A 20,461-nucleotide genomic window follows, 5' to 3' on the forward strand; every position below is an offset into this window, starting at 1 on the left:
TGTTTGCTCACTTTTCGTTTGGGCATGCGTCGATCAGGCCTGCAGCTACCGTCCACAGGCGTTCAGCGTAGGATGCTTTGACGAGCACCGCATCCCCAGGCTGAAGTTCTACCGCAATTAAGTTAATAGCTGCATCTGAACTATCCGCCATCAGGGTGGGTACTCCGCGTTCTTCGGCGGCTTCCGCCAGCGCCCGCGCATTCACGCTCGTGCCAACGACCACCAGGGTGGAAATACCCAACTCCGCCACCACATCTGCGAGCCGGCGGTGCTCCTCCGCGGCGTCGTCACCCAACTCGCCCATTTGGCCGAGCACTGCGAAGCTACGTCCGCGCGCCGTGTGCGCCAGCGCCCGCAATCCGGCCTGCATGGAATCGGGGTTTGCGTTATATGAATCATTGATAATCACCACTCCGTCAGCGCGGGTTCGCACGTCCATACGATGCTCCGACGCCGCGCGATGTGCGCACAGCTTTTCGACGACCGCGTCTAGCTCAACGCCCGCTTCCAACGCCGCCGCCGCAGCCGCCAACGCGTTGGAAACCTGATGCAGCCCAAACACCCCCAAGGCGACCTCCCGCGCACCGGCGGGGGTATGCAGCACGAACGAAGCCCGCGTGAGTTCATCAACTCGGATATCCGTGGCGTAATACTCCACCTCGCGCTCGGTGGAAAACCGCACCACGCGGGCGCGGGTACGCTCCGCCATTGCCGCCACGGCTGGGTCGTCAGCATTGAGCACAGCCACGCCCGAGTTCGGCAATGCCGCCGGCAACTCGCCCTTCGCCTGGGCGATCACCTCGCGGGAGCCGAACTCACCAAGGTGAGCGGTGCCAACGTTGAGCACCACCCCGATGTGCGGCGGGGTGATCTCGGTGAGCTGCTGAATATGCCCCAGGCCGCGGGCGGACATTTCCGCGACCAAATACTCCGTCTCCGGGGTGCACCGCAGCGCCGTGTACGGCAGGCCTATCTCATTGTTAAAACTCCCGGGCGGGGCCACCGTGTGGGGCAGCAACGACGCCAAAAAATCCTTGGTGGAAGTCTTCCCAGCGGAACCCGTCACCCCCACCACCTGCACGTTGGTGCGCTCCACCACGTGGCGGGCAAGCAACGACAACGCCCGCAACAACGAGGCGGTGTCCCCCGTGGGGTCGTGGGCAAACGCCTCCGCGTTGGTCTCCGGGCGATCCACCTGGGGCACATAAATCGCAGGCGCATCAACTTCCCGTACCGCCAACACCACCACCGCGCCCTGGGCTACCGCCTGCGCGGCGAAATCGTGGCCGTCTACGCGCGCACCCGGCAGCGCCAAAAATACCGAGCCGGGGGTGATCTTGCGGGAATCGAATTCCACGCTGCCGGTAATCAGCGTCTCCGGGTCCACGTTGCGGCAGGTACCGCCCACCACTTCCGCAACTTCCCGCACCGTCATCGGGATCATCGACGCACCTCGCGCAACGCCTCGGCCAACGCAATGCGATCATCAAACGGGTGTGTCACGCCGTTGATAAGCTGCCCCGTTTCGTGCCCCTTGCCCGCGATCACGATCGCGTCACCGGGTTGCGCCCACGCCACGGCCGCGCGAATCGCCGCGGCTCTGTCCCCTATTTCCACAACCTCCGCGTCCGCCCCTCGCGTGCCTTCCAACACCGCGGCGCGAATGGCGGCCGGGTCCTCCGAACGCGGGTTATCGTCCGTGACCACCACAAACGCCGCGCCTTCCGCAGCGGCCTTCCCCATGAGTGGACGCTTACTGGCGTCTCGGTCCCCGCCCGCGCCGAGCACAATGCCCACCCGGTAGTCGGCGCGCAGGGTTTCCAAGATTGCCGCCACTGCCGCGGGTTTATGCGCATAGTCAACCACCGCGAGAAAGTCCTGCCCTTCGTCGATGACCTCCATGCGCCCCGGCACCCCAACGTCCACCAGGGTGTTCGCAAACTCCTGCGCGTCAATGCCCACCGTGTCCACGCATGTTACCGCCAGGGCCGCATTGAGCACATTAAACCGCCCGGGCAGCGACAACCGGATCTCGACGTCGCGTTGCCCCACCCGCACCGCGTATCGTTGCGGGCCCAGCACAGAAATCTTGCCAACCTCGATCCCCCCATAGGTGTCCAACAGCCGGCTACCCCACTCATCTTCCACCACCAGCACGTTGTGCGCCGCCATACCTGCGAAGAACTCCGCCTTGGCGGCAAAATACTCCGCCATGGTGTGGTGGAAATCAAGGTGGTCTTGAGAAAGATTTGTAAACGCCGCGACGTCGAACTTGGTCCCCTGAATCCGCCCCAGCGAAATCGCGTGGCTGGACACCTCCATCACCACGTGCGTGACGCCCTGCTGCTTCATTTCAGCAAACAATTCCTGCAGCTTCGGCGCCTCCGGGGTGGTCAACGAGGTTGGAACCCAGCGGCCGGCGATCCGTGTTCCTGTGGTTCCGATAAGGCCAACCGTGTACCCCATTGCCCGCAACCCGTGCTCCAGCATATGGGTGGTCGTCGTTTTACCTGAGGTGCCGGTCACCCCGATCACCACCATGTCATCGCTGGGGTGGCCGTACACCTCGGCGGCAAGCTTCCCCAGAATCGCACGCACATTCTCAACCACGAGGATGGGGCGGGTCTCATCTGCCAAGAGCTCCAACCCAGCCTCGTCCGTAAGAATCGCCGCCGCTTTCGAATCAGCGGCGAACGTCGCGCCATGGACTCTACTTCCTGGCACCGCAGCAAACATGCCTCCCGGTTCCAGCGTTTGGGCATTCAACCCGATCGCATCGATTGGTATCGTTGCGGGGTTTACCAGCCTCCCACCTGCGATCTCCGCAAGCGTAGTCAAGTCCATTTGGGGTATCTCCTTGGTCGCGAGTCTCGGCCGAACTATTCCAGACTACGGGGTTTGGAGGACGAACGGACCTTCCACAGGGGCAGAAAGGGGGATGTTGTCGCGGTTCAACAACCACGAAGCAATATCATGGAACAAAGGTGCGGCTGACTGACCACCTTCGCCGTGCACACCACGCTTCGGCTCATCCAGCATCAATGCAATAACATAGCGGGGATCATCCGCCGGAGCAATGCCCGCAAACGTGATCCAATACTTAGAATTGGAATAACAATTACATGCGGGATCAACTTTTTGTGCAGTACCGGTTTTACCCGATATTTGATACCCCTCGACGGCTGCGGCCGCGCCAGTTCCGAGTTGCACGCCCGCCGGATCATGCTGGGTGACCGAACGGAACATCTCCCGAACCGTCACCGCCGTCTGCGGGCTCATCACCCGCACCCGATCCGGCTCAGGTTGATCCACCGCGGAACCATCCGCATTGGTTACTTTCTTAATGATGCGCGGTTCAACCCGCTCCCCGTCGTTGGCCACCGCCTGATACACACCGGCCATTTGCAGCAACGTTAAGGACATTCCTTGCCCAATCGGCAGGTTGGCAAAGGTGCCGCCGGACCATTGGGAACGCGCCGGTAAGAGGCCCTCAGATTCGCTCGGCAATTCGATCCCGGTGCTTTGGCCGATGCCGTACTTGTCCAGCATTTCCGCGAACCGATCTTCGCCAACACGTTCCGCCATCATGAGTGTGCCCACGTTGGACGACTTCCCGAAAATGCCGGTGGTGGTGTAGCCATCGGTGCCGTGCTCCCACGCATCTTTCACGGTCACGCCGGACATATTGATGCTGCCAGGAACCTGCCACACCTCATCGGGCGTGGTCACCCCGTCTTCAATGGCCGCCGAGGCAGTAATCACCTTGGCCACCGACCCCGGCTCGAACGGGTGGGTTACTGCCGGATTATCAAAATTCTTGCCTTTTTCCAGCTGTCTGCTGATGTCCCCGGTGGGATCAATCGTGTTGTCATTGGCCATGGCCAACACCTCACCAGTAGTGGCGTCCAACACCACCGCCGACGCACCTTGCGCCAAGGAGTTCGATTGAGCTTGTTCTACTTGCTGCTGAACATAAGTTTGCAGGTCAAGATCTAGAGTCAGTTGCACATCCGCGCCATTCACCACCGACACTTGATCCCGCAGGGTTCCCGGAATCACCTGCCCATCCGTAGAAACATCCTCGGTGGAGCGGCCATCAATCCCGGCGAGAAGGTTATCGGAAGAGGCCTCGAAGCCGAACTGCCCCACCCCATCCATACTGATCTTTCCGATCACATTTTCGGCAATCGCACCGTTTGGATACTGCCGAATATCCTGGTGGTCCGCCGCCACGCCCGGCATTTCCGAGGCAATCTCGGCGGCCACATCTGGGTCCACGTTGCGCACCAACACCTCATAATTGGTGTCCGCCTTGAGCTTTTCCATAATCTCTTTCGCGGAAACTTTCTCTGAGGACGCCCCCGCCTTTTCAATCATCTCCGGAATGCGCTTGGAAATGTCTTTCAGCGTATCGTCCAACGGAGCGTAATCGTCGGGAAAGTTTTTGTGGCGTTCCTCAATCTCCTGACGCAATCGCTTCGGCGAAATTGTGAGCGACCGGGCTTGCATGGTGTAGGCCAAACGCTTACCGTCGCGGTCGGTGATCGTGCCGCGGCGCGCCGGGTCCTTATAGGTGCGGGCGCGCTGCTGCTCGGCAACTGCCGCCAACGCTGGCCCCCACACGAGTTGGACCCAAGCGAGGCGTCCGACCAGCAGCGTAACTGTCACCACCGCAATGATCTTCATCAACCGCAGCCGCCGCTGCCCGAGCTTTACGGGGTCGAGTTGACGGGTCACTGGGCGCCACCATCGTTACGTGGCGCGTATGGAGTCACCCCTGGAACCGTCGAAGGCCGCTGCTGATTGCTCTGCGGAATTGGGTTAAGGCTATCGCTCACGTCGCGGGTTTCATCCGGGTTCGAAGATGCGCGCGAAGGATTCACGCGCTTGCCGTTGACGTCGATAATTGGCTGCGTCTTGCTGGGGTCTGCGGGCCGCAGCTCCAATATGGTGCCATCTTGAGCCACTTCGAGCACGCCCGGCTGATCCGGCACGACCATGCCGAGATCAGCGGCGCGCCGCGCGATTTCTGCAGACGATCGGGCCGTTTCCACGTCGCGGTGCAGGGTCTCCAGCTCATTGTTCAGCTGGGTTTCCTGCGCGTGCAACTCCTGCAATCGGAACGTCTGTTCGGTGGAAACGCCGGATAGGCCGATGGTGGTGACAATGCCCCCACACAGGACCCCGGTAACCAGGACTAAGAACTTCACCACCTTCGGATCAGCTTTGTGCGTCGCTGGGACGCGACGGCCGCGCACCGAAACAACTTGCCGCGAGCCGGGAGTGTGCTGGAAGCGCCTCCGGGTGGGCGTGGTGGTACGTGGAAGTGCGGTGGGCTGAGGACGCACTGTGGTTAATTGAGTCATCGCTGCCTCCTTCTATTGCACTTCGAGTCGTTCAATTGCGCGCACCCGCACGGGTGCCGCCCTGGGGTTTTCTTCAACTTCCTGCGGTGAAGCCTGCTCTGCACCGCGCGTAAGAAGCCGAAACTTTGCGGCCGTGCCGGGAAGATCCACGGGCAGGCCCGGCGGCGTTTTGGAAGTAGTCAACTCCGCGAACTGCTTTTTCACGATCTTGTCCTCGAGCGACTGGTAGCTCATGAACACCGCTCGACCGCCCACGTTGAGCATGTCCGCGATCACGGGGATTACCGCGCTGACGGAATCCAACTCTTGATTCACTTCCACACGCAACGCTTGAAACGTACGTTTGGCCGGATGGCCACCGGTGCGGCGGGTGGCCGCCGGGATCGTGGCGTATAACAGCTCCACCAAGCGAGCCGAACTGGTAAACGGTTCTTTTTCGCGCTCTCGGAGCACCGCCGAGGCTATCTTCCCGGCAAACCGTTCCTCGCCATAGGTTTTCAGCACGCGCGCCAACTCCCCATGCGAATAGGTGTTCAGCACATCCGCGGCCGTGATGCCGCGGCTGCGATCCATGCGCATATCCAGCGGAGCGTCCACCTTGTACGCGAACCCGCGATCGATCTGATCCAATTGCATCGACGACACGCCAAGATCGAACAACGCGCCATCAATACCTTCGCGCGCGCATTCAAACGCCGCACCGGACCCGTGTGCGACGGCATCGGCCACGCCGTCGAAACGCGTGTGCACGCCAACGAAACGTTCGCCGAAACGAGCGAGGCGTTCGCGGGCGCCGGCCAACGCGTTCGCGTCGCGGTCCAAGCCAATCACAAACGCACCTGGGAAGACGTTGAGAAAATGCTCGCTGTGTCCGCCGGCGCCGAGCGTGCCGTCAATAATGACGGAGCCTTCGCCAATGCTCGGCGCGAGCAGCTCCGTCACACGGTCGCGGAGCACGGGAATGTGCCCGTAGTTATTTTCAACTGTTTCCATGAGGCTCATCCCCCTCTCGCGGTGCCGGAAATTACAGGAAAAGCAGGGCACGTATAGGGCCCTGTCCGCGGGATCTGGTATCGGGGAAGTACACCAGATCCCGCGGGCAGAGTCCATACACGCACTCTGCGGTGACCTACAATAAGCCACCCAAAACGTCGTCCTCAGCATCGGAGAAGGAATCTTCCGTCTCCGCCTGATATGCGGCCCAGGACTCGGCGTCCCAGATTTCCAGGAAATCCACTGAACCGATGACCACGCACTCTTTGGTGAGCCCAGCGTATGCGCGATGTGCGGCAGACAAGGTGATGCGACCATGACCATCCGGCCGTTGCTCATCCGCACTTGCCGCCAAGTTTCGAATAAACGCACGAGCCTTCGGGTTGGTACGCGAGACAGCCGCCGCCTTACGTGCACGCGCCGCGAACTCCTCGCGGGGATACACAGCAAGGGAGTGGTCCTGCCCCTTAGTCACCATCAGGCCGCCCGCAAGTTCCTCACGAAATTTCGCGGGGAGTGTAAGACGACCCTTATCGTCAAGCTTCGGAGTGTAGGTACCAAGGAACATCCGTGGCCTACCTTCCTCAACTCCAGTTGATACAACCTCACGGAGAGAATCTCCGTTGTGCCCCACACTACCCCACTTTGCCCCACTTTTGTCACCTCAAAACCCCCACCGCGCGCGGACAAAATCCATTGCCGCAGGTAAATAGGGGTGAATCAAAGTGGGGCGCCGGTGAAAATTATGGCGAAATTACCCCTCACATACGTCACACCAACCCCTTTAGACACTTTGTGCACCGCTTATTTATGTGGTGCGTAACCATATGTGGGGCAATGTGGGAGGATTGTGGTGGGGCAAAGTGGGGCACACAAATGGTCGATACGCGACCCGCACGCGATCAGTGAATGCGCCCCCGAAACGCAAGCATGCCAACAACCCCCGAATATTCAGCGCACCGCTCCCCCAGTTCGGCGCGCCAGCCAATTAGTTTCTAGGATCCTCGAAGCGGCGCCGGAAGTTTTCCTCCATGCGGGAACCCAACGCACCGGATTGCAATTTCACCGGTCGCGCCGCAACCTTCGGCCCGCCGCCCCCGCCGCGTAGCATCCACACGCCGGCACCAAACATGACAAGGAATCCAACCACGCTAAGCGCGGTGAACCATAGGTTTTGCTGGCTGAGCGCAACGCCGCCAACCAGCATGACCAAACCCACCACAGTGATGGCCAACCCGCGCAGCGTGAGCCCGGACTGTCCGCTTGGGCTGTGCCCGGCGACGACAGCGCCGAAGGCGGGATCTTCGGCGAGCAGGGATTGCTCTATTTCTCGAAGCATCCTCTGTTCCTGTTCAGAAAGGGACACGATTCCTCCACACGGTGTGCTGGGCTGCTTTACTCTAGGTTTAACGCCAAGCGTAGTCGTAAAGTTCCCGTGTTGTTGGCTTTGCTACGCTACCAGCGGCAACCCGCCTTCTATTTCTTCTATAAAGTACGATACTCGCCCGAGGAAATTCGCTACTTCGGCGGGGGTTTTGGTGATCGCTAGGCCGGCGGCGGCGCGGGCGCGAACGGGCGCCCAGGGGCGGAATTGGGCGGCTTGGGCGGCCCCTGCAGCGTCGATACGCTGGAGTTTGTCCCACGCTTTGCCGCGGCCGCGCGTGTCGACGCCGCGCGCCCCGGCCGCGCGCAAACACGCTTGGTATCCGTAATCGACCGCGAGCAATACATCCCCCGCACGGAGGTGATTGTGCGCCTGCTGGAGTAAGCCGTGGGCGCGGGACAAAAAATCCTCGGCCCGGCCCGGTGCGCGATGAAACGTAGCGGAAACTACGGTTGACATGGCGTTACTCCCTTCCATTCGAACAGGTATATGGGAGCGTAATAACCACATCGAACAACGTGGGAACAAATGTTCGACCCGCTTCGTCCTATGCTGGGTTGTGTGAGTGTTTCTTTGCGTCACTTGAGCACCCCCGAATTCGCCCGCCACGCGCCAGCGTTTGTGGACATCTACATTCAAGCCATGGGTTACCACCCCGGCATCCGCCACACGCGCATCAACGCTTGGCAGCACCTCACCCGCAACGCGGGCTTTACCGCCATTTGCGCCCTCGATGGCACGCGTCCAGTGGGCATCGCCTTCGGATACCTCGGCATGCAACACCACTGGTGGTACCAGCAAATCCAGCACGGGCTCATCCGCGCCGGCAAGTACGGCCCAGAATCGCAAAAAATCCTGCGCCACTATTTCGAAATCGCCGAGATCCACGTGCTGCCCAACAGGCAGGGGGAAGGCACCGGTCGAGCGCTCATCACCGCGCTAGCCCGGCACGCGGAATCCAACTACGCCTTGCTATCCACCCCCGAGGTGGAAAATGAAAACAATGCCGCCTTCCGCCTGTACCGCAGCCTGGGTTTTCGCGACGTTTTGCGAAACTTCCATTTCTCTGGCGACGACCGCCCCTTTGCGGTGCTGTGGGCGCCCCTACCGCTCGTCGACGAAACCACCCACAGAGAGGATTAACCTCCGGCTCAGCGGATCATATCCATATCCGCAGCGGGCGCCATGCCCAAATTGTGCAGGACCTCTTGGGTGGCGCGCACGAGATTCAGCGTCATGAAATGCAGATCGGGGGCGCCCTCCGCGATGAGCCGTTCCGCCATTTCGGTGGTCACCTCGATGCCCACCTCGCGGATTGCTTCCCGATTTGCTTCCTCGTCACCCGCAGCGGCGCGCTCAAAGCGACGTTCTAGTGCGGCCGGCAGCGCCGCGCCACTAAGCTCCATCTGCCTTCGCACAGACCGCAGGCTCGTGATGGGCATCAAACCAGGGATGATCGGCTTGCAGCCGTGCTCTGGATCCACCGCCAGCCGATCCCGCAAGCGCAGGTAGTGCTCGACGTCGAAAAACATTTGCGTGATGGAGTAATTCGCCCCGGCGCGAAGCTTTTCCAACGTGTAGTGGGTATCCTCCTCCAAGGATGCGGCGCGGTAGTGGCCCTCCGGAAACGACGCGATACCGATTTCGAAATGCTCACACTCCGGCAGGGATTGCACCAATTCGATGAGTTCACTGGCGTAGGTGAGCCCGCCCTTCGTAGGTACCCATTCGCCCAACGGGTCGCCGGGTGGGTCGCCGCGCAACGCCAGCAGATTCGAAAGCCCAAGTTGCGCGTATTCCCGCAGAATATCCACCAACTCCTCGCGTGTGTGCTCCACCAGCGTAAGGTGCACCAAGGTGGTCAACGGCTGGGTAGCCAACCGGCGGGCCACCCGCGCGGTGCGTTCCCGGGTGCTTCCGCCCGCGCCGTAGGTGACGGACACAAAGGAAGCGCCGAGGTCATGGAATGTTTTTGCGGCGTGCTTCAGGCGGGTTTCCGCGGCGTCGTCACGCGGGGGCATGAATTCAACGGAGAAGGGTACGCGGCCCGGGGTTGGGCGTTTCAGCGTGTCGGAAATGGCGAGCTGGTAGTTGGTTGCGGTCATGCCTGGGTATCTTATTCTCATATCATCCTTCCCCCAACGATGAGGACACAGCACAGTGATTGCACTCAGCGACATTCCAAGCCGAGTCGACGCAATGATCGAAGACTACCTCGCGGCAAGGAGCGCAGAAGTTTGCGAAATCAGCCCCGCCACACAGCAGGCGTTTGAGCTGCTCCAGCAATCGCTGCGCGGGGGCAAACGCATCCGCCCCATGTTCGCCTGGGTGGGGTTTACCAGCGCGCCCAGCGACGAAGACCCCGAGGCGGTATTGCGCGCGATAACCGCGCTGGAATTTATTCAGTCCTGCGCGATAATCCACGATGACATCATTGATTCTTCCGCCACGCGTCGCGGATACCCCACCGTGCACCGCGCCATCGCCGCACACCACCAAACGAACAATTGGTCGGGAAATTCGGAACACTTTGGAATCGCGGTTGCGATCCTTATCGGCGACCTCGCACTCAGCTGGGCGGACGATCTACTCAACGCTTCTGGGCTTTCCGCGGCGGCGCTGGCACGGGCGTGGGAACCGTGGCGAGCCATGCGCACCGAGGTGATAGCTGGGCAAATCCTCGATGTGAGCGCGGAAGCACGCGGCTCTGAATCCGTGGCGGAGGCGGAAAACATCAACCTATACAAGACGGCCGCCTACACCATCGCGAGGCCCCTCCACCTCGGCGCAGCCATTGCGAACGCACCTGCGAACTCTTTATTGCGCTACGGGCGGGATATTGGCGTAGCCTACCAGCTGCGCGACGATCTATTGGGCGTGTTCGGCGACCCCGCGGTGACCGGCAAACCCGCAGGAGATGACCTCCGGGAAGGCAAACGCACCGTGCTGCTCGCCACCGCGCTACAGCTTCTCGACGCCTCCGACCCGCCCGCCGCGGCCGAGTTGCGCGCCGGTATGGGCACCCCGAACGCGGCGGAGTTAGCGGGGTTGATCCGCCGCAGTGGGGCCGTCGAGGTGATGGAACAAAGAATCGCGGAGCTCACCGCTTCAGGGCTCGCACATTTGGACGACTCCTTGCCCGAAGACGTCACCCGCGCCCTGCACAGCATGGCGCAGAAAGCGACCTCACGCCATGCGTAACCCCATCTACCTCGGCACGGCGGCTTCGGTCGTGTTAGCGCTCGCATCCTACGGCGGCGGTGCGACCCGAAACCGCGGCGGAATCTTAGACGCGCTGGGATTGTCGTTTTTGTCCTTTGGCCACGGCGCGGGATTTTCCAACGTGACGTTTTGGTGTTCGATCATGCTGGTGGTGTTGGCGTGGGTGATGCTCGGCCGCCAGCAGCACCTCACCCGCACCGCGTTAATGTGGTGGATCCCGCCGCTCGTGTTTGCGGGCCCTATTCTGTCACGCGATGTGTATTCATACCTCATGCAGGGCGCGATGATGCGCGACGGTTTTGACCCCTACACCCAGGGCGCCGCCGTGAACCCGGGCCCCTATCTGCTAGAGGTCAGCCACGATTGGCGCAACACCACCACCCCCTATGGGCCACTGCACCTGTGGCTTGGGGAAGGTATCACCCGCCTGGTTGGGGAAAACGTCACGGCGGGGGTGTTTATGTACAAGCTGGTCTCGTTGGCGGGCTTCGCCATGATCGTGTGGGCGGTGCCTCGCATTGCGAAGTCACTCGGCGGCGACCCGGATTTGGCGCTCTGGCTGGGGGTGGCGAACCCGGTGATGACGCTGCACCTGATCGGCGGCATGCACAACGAATCCATCATGGTGGGCCTCGTATCCGTAGGCCTCGTGTGCGCGCTGCACAAGCGATTCGCCCTCGGCGTAATCCTGGTGTCGTTGTCGGTGTCGCTGAAGGCGACAGCGGTGTTCGCCCTGCCGTTTATGGTGTGGCTTGCTACTCGCTCGCTGCAACGGCCCGGACATACTCGGCCGCGACGCATGGTGAATTTCCTCGTCTCCGGCGCCTGGATGGCCACGCTGTCCGTGGCGGTGGTGGCGTTGGTGACCTATGCTTCCGGCTCGTCGTGGGGTTGGGTATCACAAATATCCGGCAATTCGAAGGTGATCAACCCGCTAGCGTTGCCGTCGCTCCTTGCGGGTTTGGTATCCCCCGCCGCTTCCCTGGTGAATGAGGATTTCTCCTACAACGCGTTTTTGTCAGTGGCGCGCAGCGTATCCCAGATCCTCATGTTGGTGGGCTTAGTCACGGTGTGGTGGCTGTTTCGCCGCACAGATCGGGACGCGATCATGGGCACCACCGCCGCGTACGCGGTGGCGGTGGTGTTTAACGCGGTAACCCTCCCCTGGTACTACACCAGCCTGATCAGCCTGCTGGGCACTTTTAGCCCCGACAAGCGTATCGTGCGCTGGGCCACGGGTTTGTCGGTGTTTATTGCGGTGTCGTTTACCGGCAGCGGCAACCATCAGCTGTACAACGTCGTGTGGATGGCGTTGGCGGGCACCGCCGCCTGGTATTCGGTCCGCTGGATCGAATTGGGCACCCTGCGCCGCGTGCCGCCGCAGGATGACAACGCTCAAGAAACCCAAGCTTCCCCGGAAGCCCCCAACGCCGCTACAGCGCCATCGCTTGCGCGCGACGCATAACTTCCCTGGCGAGGTGGCCGTGCAGGGCGTCGATAGGCCTGCCGGGGAGAGAATCGTCGGCGGTAAACAGGTAGCTTAAGATTTCCTCGTCGCTGAAACCCCCGTCTGAGAGCAACGCAATCACGCCGGGCACAAACTTTAACAACTCCCCACGCTGATTGAAATACGCTTGGGGCAACAGCTTAATGCCGTCGCGCAGGACGGGAATAATTTGGTGATCGTTGATCAGGTGGAACACGCGGGTCACCACAACCCCCATCTGCGCGGCAGCGTCAGGAATGGTCACCACGGGTTCGTCTGCGGGCAATACCTTGTGCATCGCGGGAATAGAACTCACACGTTCAATCTAGCCCGCTTGTCCGCCGGTGGCGAACCTGACATCACCTAGCTAGCATTCAGCAAGCGGAATCGGGCAAGATGGTGCGCATGGCAGGATTGCACGCTGGCGACGTCCTTGAGGGACGTTATCGTATTGAAACCCCCATCGCGCGGGGTGGTATGTCTACTGTGTATCGGTGTATTGACCTCCGGTTGGGACGCAGTGTCGCCGCCAAAGTCATGGACGAACGTTTTATCGACGATCCAGTGTTTCGGACCCGATTCCGCCGGGAAGCCCGCACCATGGCGATGCTTTCCCACCCTTGCCTAGTAAATGTATACGACGCCAGCAGCGATGGCGAGCACGTGTACCTGATCATGGAATTAATCACCGGCGGCACCTTGCGCGAACTCCTCGACGAGCAGGGCCCGATGCAACCTCACGCGGCGGCCGCGGTGATGCGCAGTGTTCTTACCGGCCTTTCAGTAGCCCATGAGGCTGGCATGGTGCACCGAGACATCAAGCCTGACAATGTCCTCATCAACGGCAACCATCAAGTGAAACTCGCCGATTTCGGCCTGGTGCGCGCGGGCGCCGCCTCACGGCACTCCACGGATCAGATTGTGGGCACCGTGTCCTACCTGTCGCCCGAACAAGTCACCGGCGGCGACACCGGCCCGCAAAGCGACGTGTACTCCGCCGGGTTGCTCCTGTTTGAACTTCTTACCGGCCGCACCCCGTTTTCTGGAGACACTCCAGTAGCGCACGCGTACCAGCGTTTGAACGAGGACGTACCGCCGCCATCGTCCAAGGTGCCCAGCATCCCGGCCGAGTTCGACGCCCTGCTGGCCCGCGCCACCGCCCGCAACCCGGAGGAACGGTTCGCGGACGCCGGAGAATTCTTGGCGGCAATGGAGCAGACGGTCAAAGCGCTGAACCTGCCCGATTTTGAGGTACCTATCCCCCATAATTCCGCCGCGCACCGGGCGAACGCAAAGGCTTCCCCGCCGACGGACCTGCTCACCTCAGCGATGGTTGCGGCCGGGGTGGGTAACTCCCTGGAAAACGCGGCCACCACCGTGATTCCCGCTGTCACGGGAGAGGAGGCGGAAACCGAGGTGGTGCCCAGTCCCATCCCGGGCCCGCTGCCGGGTACGTTCCCCGGCACGGTGCCGCCGCCGCTCAACGCCACCACCGCCTACGAGCGGGGGCGACCCAACACCCATTCCACGGGGGAAATCCCGGTGGTGCCGGAAAGCCCGCACCAGACCGCACAGGTTCCGGTGCCGTCGGCGCAGCCGGCCCCGCCCCAGAACCTACCGGCCCAGCAAGCACCGCAGCAGCCGGCGAAGCCTACCCCAACGCCGGTGGATAACCGCTCCAAGGTGAAGTTGGGCATCTGGTTGATCGTGATCGGCATCGTCACCGCCGCGGTAGTTGTGGGCGGTTGGTGGCTGGGTTCCGGCCGCTACGGGGAAATCCCGCCGGTCATCGGCATGGAGCGCACCGCCGCAGAAACGGCGTTGAAAGAGGCGGGGTTCACGCCGGTAGCCGAGGACGTGTATTCCGACGAAATCAGCCCCGGGCTCATCGCGGATACGAACCCGAAAACCGGCGAGCTTGCCAGCCGCGGCGGCAATGTTGCCTTGCTGGTTTCCTTGGGCCAGCCAAGTGTGCCGGGTTTACCGGAATCCTACAATGCCAGCGAGTACCGCAAATTGCTCGAGGAGCGCACGTTGGTGTGGAGCCAAGGGGAGGACGCGTATTCGGATGAGGTCCCAAAAGGCGGGGTGGTGAGCACGGATCCCGGGATTGGTACCACGGTGCCTACAGGTACCACCGTGACCGTGGCATTAAGTAAGGGGCCAGCACCCGTGCACGTGCCGGATGTGCGCGGCAAATCCCGCCAGGAGGCGATTCAAACGTTGGAGGGTGCGGGGTTGAAGGTTTCCGGCATTGAGGAAACGTACGACGCTGAGATCGGCCGCGGCAAGGTGGTATCCACCGCCCCGGAGGCCAACGCCCAGGTGGATCGCAATACCGAAGTGAAGTTGGTGTTATCCAACGCCATCGAGGTGCCGGACGTGACCGGTTTGACGGAAGCCGAGGCCCGCAAGAAGCTATCTGAGGTGGGTATTTCGGTGCGTTCTGTCACGGATGATTCCTCCGGCGGTGATAAGGGCACCAAGGTGGTGACCGGCACGGTGCCGGTGGCTGGGCGGTTCCTCGACCCGGAAAGCGCCGAGGTGGATCTCACCGTCACGCACCAGGTGCGGGTGCCGGTGGTGCTGGGCCGCACGGTCAAGGACGCGGTGTCGGCGCTGACCCGGGAGGGGTTTAAGGTCTCGGGTGTGTCGGACGCCGAGGATAATGACCGTGTGATTTCGCAATCCCCGTCCCCCAAGGCGCTCGCTGAGTATGGTGCAACGGTTACTCTCACCGCGTTTTAGTTGGTTGTTGCTGCTTGCCGCCGTGGTGGCGGTGAGTGTCAACGGGTCCGGCTGGCGGTATTTGGTGGATGTGGAGGTCTACCGCCAGGGCGCACGCGCGTTCTGGTCTTCCCCCGGCGGACTATACGAACATGGTTTCCCCACGGCTGTTGCGGAATTGCCGTTTACCTACCCGCCATTCGGCGCCTTGGTGTTGTTCCCGCTGGCGGTGCTGCCGCAGCGCACCGCGGAGGTTGCGATGACGGCAACCAGCGTGGCGTGCCTGTGGATATCGTTGCGCTTGGTGCTGCCGCGACGGCTTCCGCGCCACCTGATCCTCGCCGCCACCGCAATAGCGCTGCTGGCCGAACCCGTGACCAGCACCATTTCCTTCGGGCAGATTAACCTGCTGCTGATGTCGCTGGTGCTCGCGGATTTCGCGGGTCCGCGCCGCCTGCCCCGCGGTGTGCTCACGGGCATCGCTGCCGCCATCAAGCTCACACCCGCAGTGTTCGTGGTGTATTTTTTGGCGCGCCGCGATTACCGAGCCGCCGCCGCGCTTACCGCCACGTTTGGTGGCGCGACGGCGTTGGCGTGGGCCATGCGGCCTGCGGATTCCACGCAATATTTCACTGCCGCGCTGTGGAATACACACCGCATTGGCGAGCTCGGGCACGCAACGAACGTGTCGTTGATGGCGGTGCTGACGCGGGCGGGTTTGGAGACGTACTGGCCGTGGGTTGTTGCCGCCCTCGGCTGCGTCGTCTGTGTGTTCGCCTGGCGGACGCGTATCGACGCCGCGGCTTTCCTCGCCGTAGCCCTGTTCGGCGTGCTCGCCTCCCCCGTCAGTTGGTCCCACCACTGGGTGTGGTTGGTGCCCGCAGTGGCGCTCACCTGGCGGCTCGGGTGCAGGTGGTGGCCCTGCTGGGCGGTGGCCGCGATGACGGTGGGCCAGTTCCACAAATGGTTACCGTTTGGCGAGTGGTCGCAAATTGAAAGCCTCCTCGCCGCCCACTATGTGTTCGTGGGGGCGGGAGGCATGATCGCACTGTGGCGCCGCGGCCTAGTTGCGCAGCATTTCCGCCACCAGGAAGGCCAACTCTAGGGACTGTTGGGTGTTCAACCGCGGATCGCACGCGGATTCGTACCGGCCGGGCAGGTCAAGGTCGGTGATGTCCTCGGCGCCGCCGAGGCACTCCGTCACATCCTCGCCGGTCAATTCGATGTGAATGCCGCCCGGGTGGGTGCCCAGCTGGCGGTGCACCTCGAAAAAGCCCTGCACCTCATCGATCACCTTGTCAAAGTGTCGGGTCTTGTAGCCGTTGGATGCGGTGGTGGTGTTTCCGTGCATGGGGTCGCACTGCCAAATCACCTTGTGTCCGGATTCCTCCACGGCCTGCACAATGCCCGGCAGCACGCTGCGCACCTTATCGTGCCCCATGCGCGCCACCAGCGTCAGGCGGCCCGGCTCGAAATTCGGGTCGAGGCGGTTGGCGTACTCCACCGCCTCCTCTGGGGTCACGCTCGGGCCGATCTTCAACCCGATCGGGTTGGCGATCAGCGCCGCGAAATTCACGTGGAAATCCTCCATGCCGCGGGTGCGCTCGCCGACCCACACCTGGTGCGCCGAGAGGTTGTAGAGCTCGGTGTTGCCTTCATCATCATCCGCGAGGCGCAGCATGGCGCGCTCGTAATCCACCAGCAGCGCCTCATGCGAGCAGAAAATATCAGCGTGCCGCAGGTTGTGGTCCGCCACGCCGCAGGCCTGCATGAACGCCATGCCGCGCTCGATCTCCTGCGCCAACGCCTCATAACGAGCGCCGGCGCGAGACTTCGCCACAAACTCCCGGTTCCACTCATTCAATCGGTGCAGGTCCGCGGTCCCCGATGTGGTCAGGGCGCGCACCAAGTTCATCGCCGCGGAAGAGTTTGCGTAGGCGCGGATCATGCGCGCCGGATCGTGCCGGCGGGACTCTGCGGTAGCCTCCACGGCGTTGACAATATCGCCGCGGTAGTTCGGCAACCCGTGCTCATCCAAATCCTGCGAACGTGGTTTCGCATACTGGCCGGCGATGCGGGCCATCTTGACCACCGGGGTGGAGGCGCCATAGGTAAGCACCACCGCCATCTGCAACAACGTTTTAATGTTTGCGCGGATGTGCGGTTCCGTGTTGGACTCGAAGGTTTCCGCACAGTCACCGCCCTGCAACAAAAACGCACGGCCTAACGCTACCTCGGCGAGCTGCTTGCGCAACGCACGAATCTCGGGGGCCACAACGATTGGCGGCACCGACTCCAAAATCTTGCGGACGGTATTCGCCTGCTGCTGATCCCAGCTGGGTTGCTGGTGTGCGGGGCGCGAAATAACGTCATCGAAGCGCTCCTGAATGCCACCCGGCAACGGGGGCAGATCGGGGAGCTCAGCCACGGGAATATCTACAGTCCAACTCACGCACACCATTTAACCACGCGCATCACATCATTCCTAAACTGTGAGACGTGGCCATTTCATATGGTGGGAAAGCCCACGACAGCCGCTACTTGCGCGTAATGGCAACATTGCTGGGCGTCAACGGCAACGCCCGATAGCACACCTTAAACTTGGCTAAATTGTGCCGCGCATCCACCAACGCGTCGTGGTTATTCGAGGGCAACCGGGGCAACCGCGGCCTACCGGCAAGCTCCCAATACTGCTTAAGCTCCCGCGTAAACCGGGGGATTTTCCGAGGCAGCGCCACCATATCGCCCCACAATTGGGCAAGCACCACGTGGTCGTAAGCGCCGACCCACGCCCATAATTCCGGATCACCCGGGGCATCAAGCAAAAAGGCTAACACTTCCTCACGGATGGTCCGCGGGCTACGCCACGCCTTGTCCCGCGGCTCAGGCAGCTGATTAAGTACGTGCTCCCGCACCCACGGGTTCGCCTTCTCGGGATCAAACGCGTTGGATACGGCGTAATATTCTCGGCCGTCTTCACCAACAATGCCGATAGAAATAAGGTCGATCGTGGTGCCGTCTTCAATAAATTCTGTGTCATAAAAGAAGCGCATACTGCGAGTTCCTGTGCTTTTTCGTGCTAACAATGCCGCACTCAGCATAGTCGTTTCTGGGTATCGGCATTACACTTTCTAGGCGTGAACACACTGACAAGCGAACAGCGCTCCGAATTCGGGGACCACCGCGAACTCATCACCCGAGTGTTGGGGCACCCAGCGATCGTCGCCAGCGCGCTCTTGCTGGCCCTGTACGCGTTTTCGCTTCGGGTAGTGGATTTCGATGCAGTTGGTAGCGCGGATTTTTGGCGTTACCACATCGATATTGATGTCTATCGCGAAGGGGGAAAGGCATTCCTGCGGGGCGAAAACCTCTACACCCAGGACTACGCAGTGGGTGGGATCACCCTACCGTTTACCTACCCGCCGCTGTCCGCCATTTTGTTCGCCCCCTTGGCTGCCCTCCCCCTTTCTGCGGGGGCGGTGCTGTTTGACCTTGCCTCAGTGGTGACACTGTGGTGGTGCATCGCCATCGTGTTGCGCCACGCCGCGCCGAGCCTGCCCAGCCGTCTTGTTGCCCTCTTGCTCTTGCCGGGCGCACTGTTGCTGGAACCGATTACCGAGACCCTCGATTTCGTGCAGGTCAATATTTTCCTTATGGCGCTCGTCCTGGTGGACACGCTTACCAAAGAGCCTTGGTTGCCGCGCGGGGTGTGGATCGGTTTCGCCGCCGCCATTAAGCTCACGCCCGCCGTCTTTGGCCTGTATTTTCTGCTGCGGCGGGATTGGAAATCTGCCGGGGTGTGCGCGGCGTCGGGAATCGGTTTTACGGCGATCGCGTGGCTGGTCAGCCCCAGCAACTCCAGCCAGTATTGGTTTCACACGTTGAGCGACCCATCACGCATCGGCGGGTTGGGGTACGCCGGTAACCAGTCGCTGCGGGGGCTCTTGTTCCGCCTGTTTGGTGAACACACCGCCGAAAGCTTGTGGAAATTCGGCGTCGTTGCCATCCTCGCCCTGATCGCCTGGTCGATGTACCGTTCGCAGCCGGTGGTTGCCGTCACCCTCAACTCTCTCGTTGCGCTGTTGTGTTCGCCGGTATCGTGGTCGCACCACTGGGTGTGGATCGTGCCGGCGCTCATTCTGCTGGGCGTGGCCATGCGCCGCCATGTGCTCGCTGGCGTCGCATTCGTCCTGCTCGCAACCGCAGGTTTGTTCCCCCCGCATTGGATGTTGCCCCGCGACCACGACGTAGAGCAGGCGTGGAACCTCGCCCAACAACTGGTGGGCAGCTCCTACGTCCTGCTCTCGTTCGCCGTGGTGCTGGGGGTCATCGCCGCCAATTATCGACGCCGCCCCCAATCAGCACCGCCGTCCCCTACGCGGGACAGGTAACATTCACCTTCACCTTGACAACCTTGCCCTGGTTGGACTCCGGCGCCTCGGGGCCTTCCGTGTGGAAGGCGTCGGTTTCCACCATCCACTTGTTGCCGTCACGGGTGACGGTTGCACCCATTTCTTGCTGGTCCTCGGTTTCTAGGCGGGTTTGATCGACCACGATATCCAGGTTGTCCAGCACGGGGTTATCATCCGGATTGTTAATGTCGATGTCCAGCTCGTGCGGTTCACCCTTTTGCGACTCAATGTTGAGCTCTGGGCCTTCGTTCATATCATCCGCATCGGTTTCATCATCGTTGGAGTCACCGGGCGTACAGGTGATGTTCATGAAGTTCCCGGCCAGCGGGGAACCATCAACCTCCACGGTGACTTCACTGTCACCGGGTTGCGCCATCGCAGACGTAGCCGAGGACATTGCCGACGACGCGCCAGACGCCGCCTCAGAAGCAGCACTGCCGGCGGCACTCGTGGCGGACGACATGGACGCATTGGTGTCTCCGCCTGTGTTACACGCCGCCAACGCGAGCGTGGCCGCGGACAGTAGTACAGCAAATCGGACTGGTTTCATGGGGAGTCACTCCTTCGAGCAAGGGGTGTAGGTTGAAATCGAACAAATTACCGACGCCGCGTGGCAGTGCTCGTTACGAATGCACACGTGCAGTTTCGTAACCGCGCACTGCCCCACACCCTACACGGATCGCCCACCCCCAAGGCATGCTCTAAGGCTATTTTCAAAGAGCAAACACGTTGGAGTTTCCCCGTTATCCACGCCCCCACGCAACGGCGCGACAACCAGATAGGCAGTGCCAAACCCATCTCCCCTGGCGTGCACCAACCCCGGAAAAACCCCAAATTTTAACACCCCCTTCTTGGGGGATCTATGGAACGG

19 protein-coding genes are annotated in these 20,461 nt (G+C 61.6%); 6 read left to right on the forward strand and 13 right to left on the reverse strand.

From position 1 onward, the window contains the following. Window positions 1-7 precede the first annotated feature (7 nt). The 8 genes from murF to Q4D83_RS01460 all read right to left on the reverse strand — a co-directional run bounded on the left by murF (window position 8) and on the right by Q4D83_RS01460 (window position 8,202). Window positions 8-1,444 (reverse strand): UDP-N-acetylmuramoyl-tripeptide--D-alanyl-D-alanine ligase, encoded by a 1,437-nt coding sequence (gene murF, locus Q4D83_RS01425; RefSeq protein ID WP_303172321.1) that lies wholly within the window; start codon window positions 1,442-1,444, stop codon window positions 8-10. After that, a complete protein-coding gene (locus Q4D83_RS01430) occupies window positions 1,441-2,844 on the reverse strand; it encodes a UDP-N-acetylmuramoyl-L-alanyl-D-glutamate--2,6-diaminopimelate ligase (protein ID WP_303172323.1) in 1,404 nt (467 codons plus the stop codon). Before Q4D83_RS01430 ends, murF begins: the two co-directional genes overlap by 4 nt. Window positions 2,845-2,889: 45 nt before the next feature. After that, window positions 2,890-4,686 carry a penicillin-binding protein 2 gene (locus tag Q4D83_RS01435; protein WP_303172859.1) on the reverse strand — a complete coding sequence of 599 codons (1,797 nt, stop codon included), beginning with the start codon at window positions 4,684-4,686 and terminating at the stop codon, window positions 2,890-2,892. A gap of 47 nt (window positions 4,687-4,733) precedes the next feature. Beyond that, entirely contained in the window at window positions 4,734-5,366 is a 633-nt protein-coding gene (locus Q4D83_RS01440) for a hypothetical protein (RefSeq protein ID WP_303172325.1), read from the reverse strand. Window positions 5,367-5,378: 12 nt separating this feature from the next. Further along, the gene (gene rsmH / locus Q4D83_RS01445) at window positions 5,379-6,359 is read right to left on the reverse strand and encodes a 16S rRNA (cytosine(1402)-N(4))-methyltransferase RsmH (protein WP_303172327.1); all 981 of its coding nucleotides are present in this window, start codon (window positions 6,357-6,359) and stop codon (window positions 5,379-5,381) included. Window positions 6,360-6,495: 136 nt separating this feature from the next. Continuing rightward, on the reverse strand, window positions 6,496-6,927 hold the full coding sequence (gene mraZ, locus Q4D83_RS01450; RefSeq protein ID WP_027011903.1) for a division/cell wall cluster transcriptional repressor MraZ: 432 nt from the start codon (window positions 6,925-6,927) through the stop codon (window positions 6,496-6,498). Between the two features lie 420 nt (window positions 6,928-7,347). Beyond that, window positions 7,348-7,725 (reverse strand): DUF3040 domain-containing protein, encoded by a 378-nt coding sequence (locus tag Q4D83_RS01455; protein WP_303172342.1) that lies wholly within the window; start codon window positions 7,723-7,725, stop codon window positions 7,348-7,350. 84 nt (window positions 7,726-7,809) lie between these two features. Beyond that, window positions 7,810-8,202 (reverse strand): hypothetical protein, encoded by a 393-nt coding sequence (locus tag Q4D83_RS01460; RefSeq protein WP_303172344.1) that lies wholly within the window; start codon window positions 8,200-8,202, stop codon window positions 7,810-7,812. Between the two features lie 102 nt (window positions 8,203-8,304). Between Q4D83_RS01460 and Q4D83_RS01465 the strand changes: the two genes are divergently transcribed. Further along, window positions 8,305-8,886, forward strand: a complete 582-nt coding sequence (locus Q4D83_RS01465) for an N-acetyltransferase (protein ID WP_303172346.1) — start codon at window positions 8,305-8,307, stop codon at window positions 8,884-8,886. Window positions 8,887-8,894: 8 nt separating this feature from the next. Here the strand turns inward: Q4D83_RS01465 and metF are convergent, their stop codons facing one another. Further along, window positions 8,895-9,848 (reverse strand): methylenetetrahydrofolate reductase [NAD(P)H], encoded by a 954-nt coding sequence (gene metF / locus Q4D83_RS01470; protein ID WP_303172348.1) that lies wholly within the window; start codon window positions 9,846-9,848, stop codon window positions 8,895-8,897. 55 nt (window positions 9,849-9,903) lie between these two features. On the opposite strand from metF, the gene Q4D83_RS01475 reads away from it, so the two are divergent. Then, complete coding sequence (locus Q4D83_RS01475; RefSeq protein ID WP_303172350.1) at window positions 9,904-10,944, forward strand: polyprenyl synthetase family protein; 1,041 nt, start codon at window positions 9,904-9,906, stop codon at window positions 10,942-10,944. Next, window positions 10,937-12,430 carry an alpha-(1->6)-mannopyranosyltransferase A gene (locus tag Q4D83_RS01480; RefSeq protein WP_303172351.1) on the forward strand — a complete coding sequence of 498 codons (1,494 nt, stop codon included), beginning with the start codon at window positions 10,937-10,939 and terminating at the stop codon, window positions 12,428-12,430. Before Q4D83_RS01475 ends, Q4D83_RS01480 begins: the two co-directional genes overlap by 8 nt. On the opposite strand, the gene Q4D83_RS01485 is transcribed toward Q4D83_RS01480, so the two are convergent. After that, window positions 12,399-12,749 carry an Rv2175c family DNA-binding protein gene (locus Q4D83_RS01485; RefSeq protein ID WP_303172861.1) on the reverse strand — a complete coding sequence of 117 codons (351 nt, stop codon included), beginning with the start codon at window positions 12,747-12,749 and terminating at the stop codon, window positions 12,399-12,401. The two genes, Q4D83_RS01480 and Q4D83_RS01485, sit on opposite strands and share 32 nt — an antisense overlap. Window positions 12,750-12,856: 107 nt before the next feature. On the opposite strand from Q4D83_RS01485, the gene Q4D83_RS01490 reads away from it, so the two are divergent. After that, entirely contained in the window at window positions 12,857-15,199 is a 2,343-nt protein-coding gene (locus tag Q4D83_RS01490) for a PASTA domain-containing protein (RefSeq protein ID WP_303172353.1), read from the forward strand. Next, window positions 15,168-16,283, forward strand: coding sequence for a glycosyltransferase 87 family protein (locus Q4D83_RS01495; RefSeq protein ID WP_303172355.1), 1,116 nt, complete (start codon window positions 15,168-15,170; stop codon window positions 16,281-16,283). The genes Q4D83_RS01490 and Q4D83_RS01495 overlap by 32 nt, the downstream gene beginning before the upstream one ends. Here the strand turns inward: Q4D83_RS01495 and Q4D83_RS01500 are convergent. Together Q4D83_RS01500 and Q4D83_RS01505 are read right to left on the reverse strand one after the other, a co-directional pair. Continuing rightward, the gene (locus Q4D83_RS01500) at window positions 16,242-17,630 is read right to left on the reverse strand and encodes a class II 3-deoxy-7-phosphoheptulonate synthase (RefSeq protein ID WP_303172356.1); all 1,389 of its coding nucleotides are present in this window, start codon (window positions 17,628-17,630) and stop codon (window positions 16,242-16,244) included. The two genes, Q4D83_RS01495 and Q4D83_RS01500, sit on opposite strands and share 42 nt — an antisense overlap. 85 nt (window positions 17,631-17,715) lie before the next feature. Beyond that, window positions 17,716-18,231 (reverse strand): polyadenylate-specific 3'-exoribonuclease AS, encoded by a 516-nt coding sequence (locus Q4D83_RS01505; protein ID WP_303172357.1) that lies wholly within the window; start codon window positions 18,229-18,231, stop codon window positions 17,716-17,718. An 84-nt stretch (window positions 18,232-18,315) separates the two neighbouring features. Here Q4D83_RS01505 and Q4D83_RS01510 point away from each other — a divergent pair, with 84 nt between their 5' ends. Next, the gene (locus Q4D83_RS01510) at window positions 18,316-19,569 is read left to right on the forward strand and encodes a glycosyltransferase 87 family protein (protein ID WP_303172359.1); all 1,254 of its coding nucleotides are present in this window, start codon (window positions 18,316-18,318) and stop codon (window positions 19,567-19,569) included. Here the strand turns inward: Q4D83_RS01510 and Q4D83_RS01515 are convergent. Beyond that, complete coding sequence (locus Q4D83_RS01515) at window positions 19,553-20,140, reverse strand: lipoprotein LpqH (RefSeq protein ID WP_303172360.1); 588 nt, start codon at window positions 20,138-20,140, stop codon at window positions 19,553-19,555. The genes Q4D83_RS01510 and Q4D83_RS01515 overlap by 17 nt on opposite strands. Between the last annotated feature and the right edge of the window lie 321 nt (window positions 20,141-20,461).

The sequence above is a fragment of the Corynebacterium sp. genome, assembly GCF_030532715.1.
GTDB lineage: Bacteria > Actinomycetota > Actinomycetes > Mycobacteriales > Mycobacteriaceae > Corynebacterium.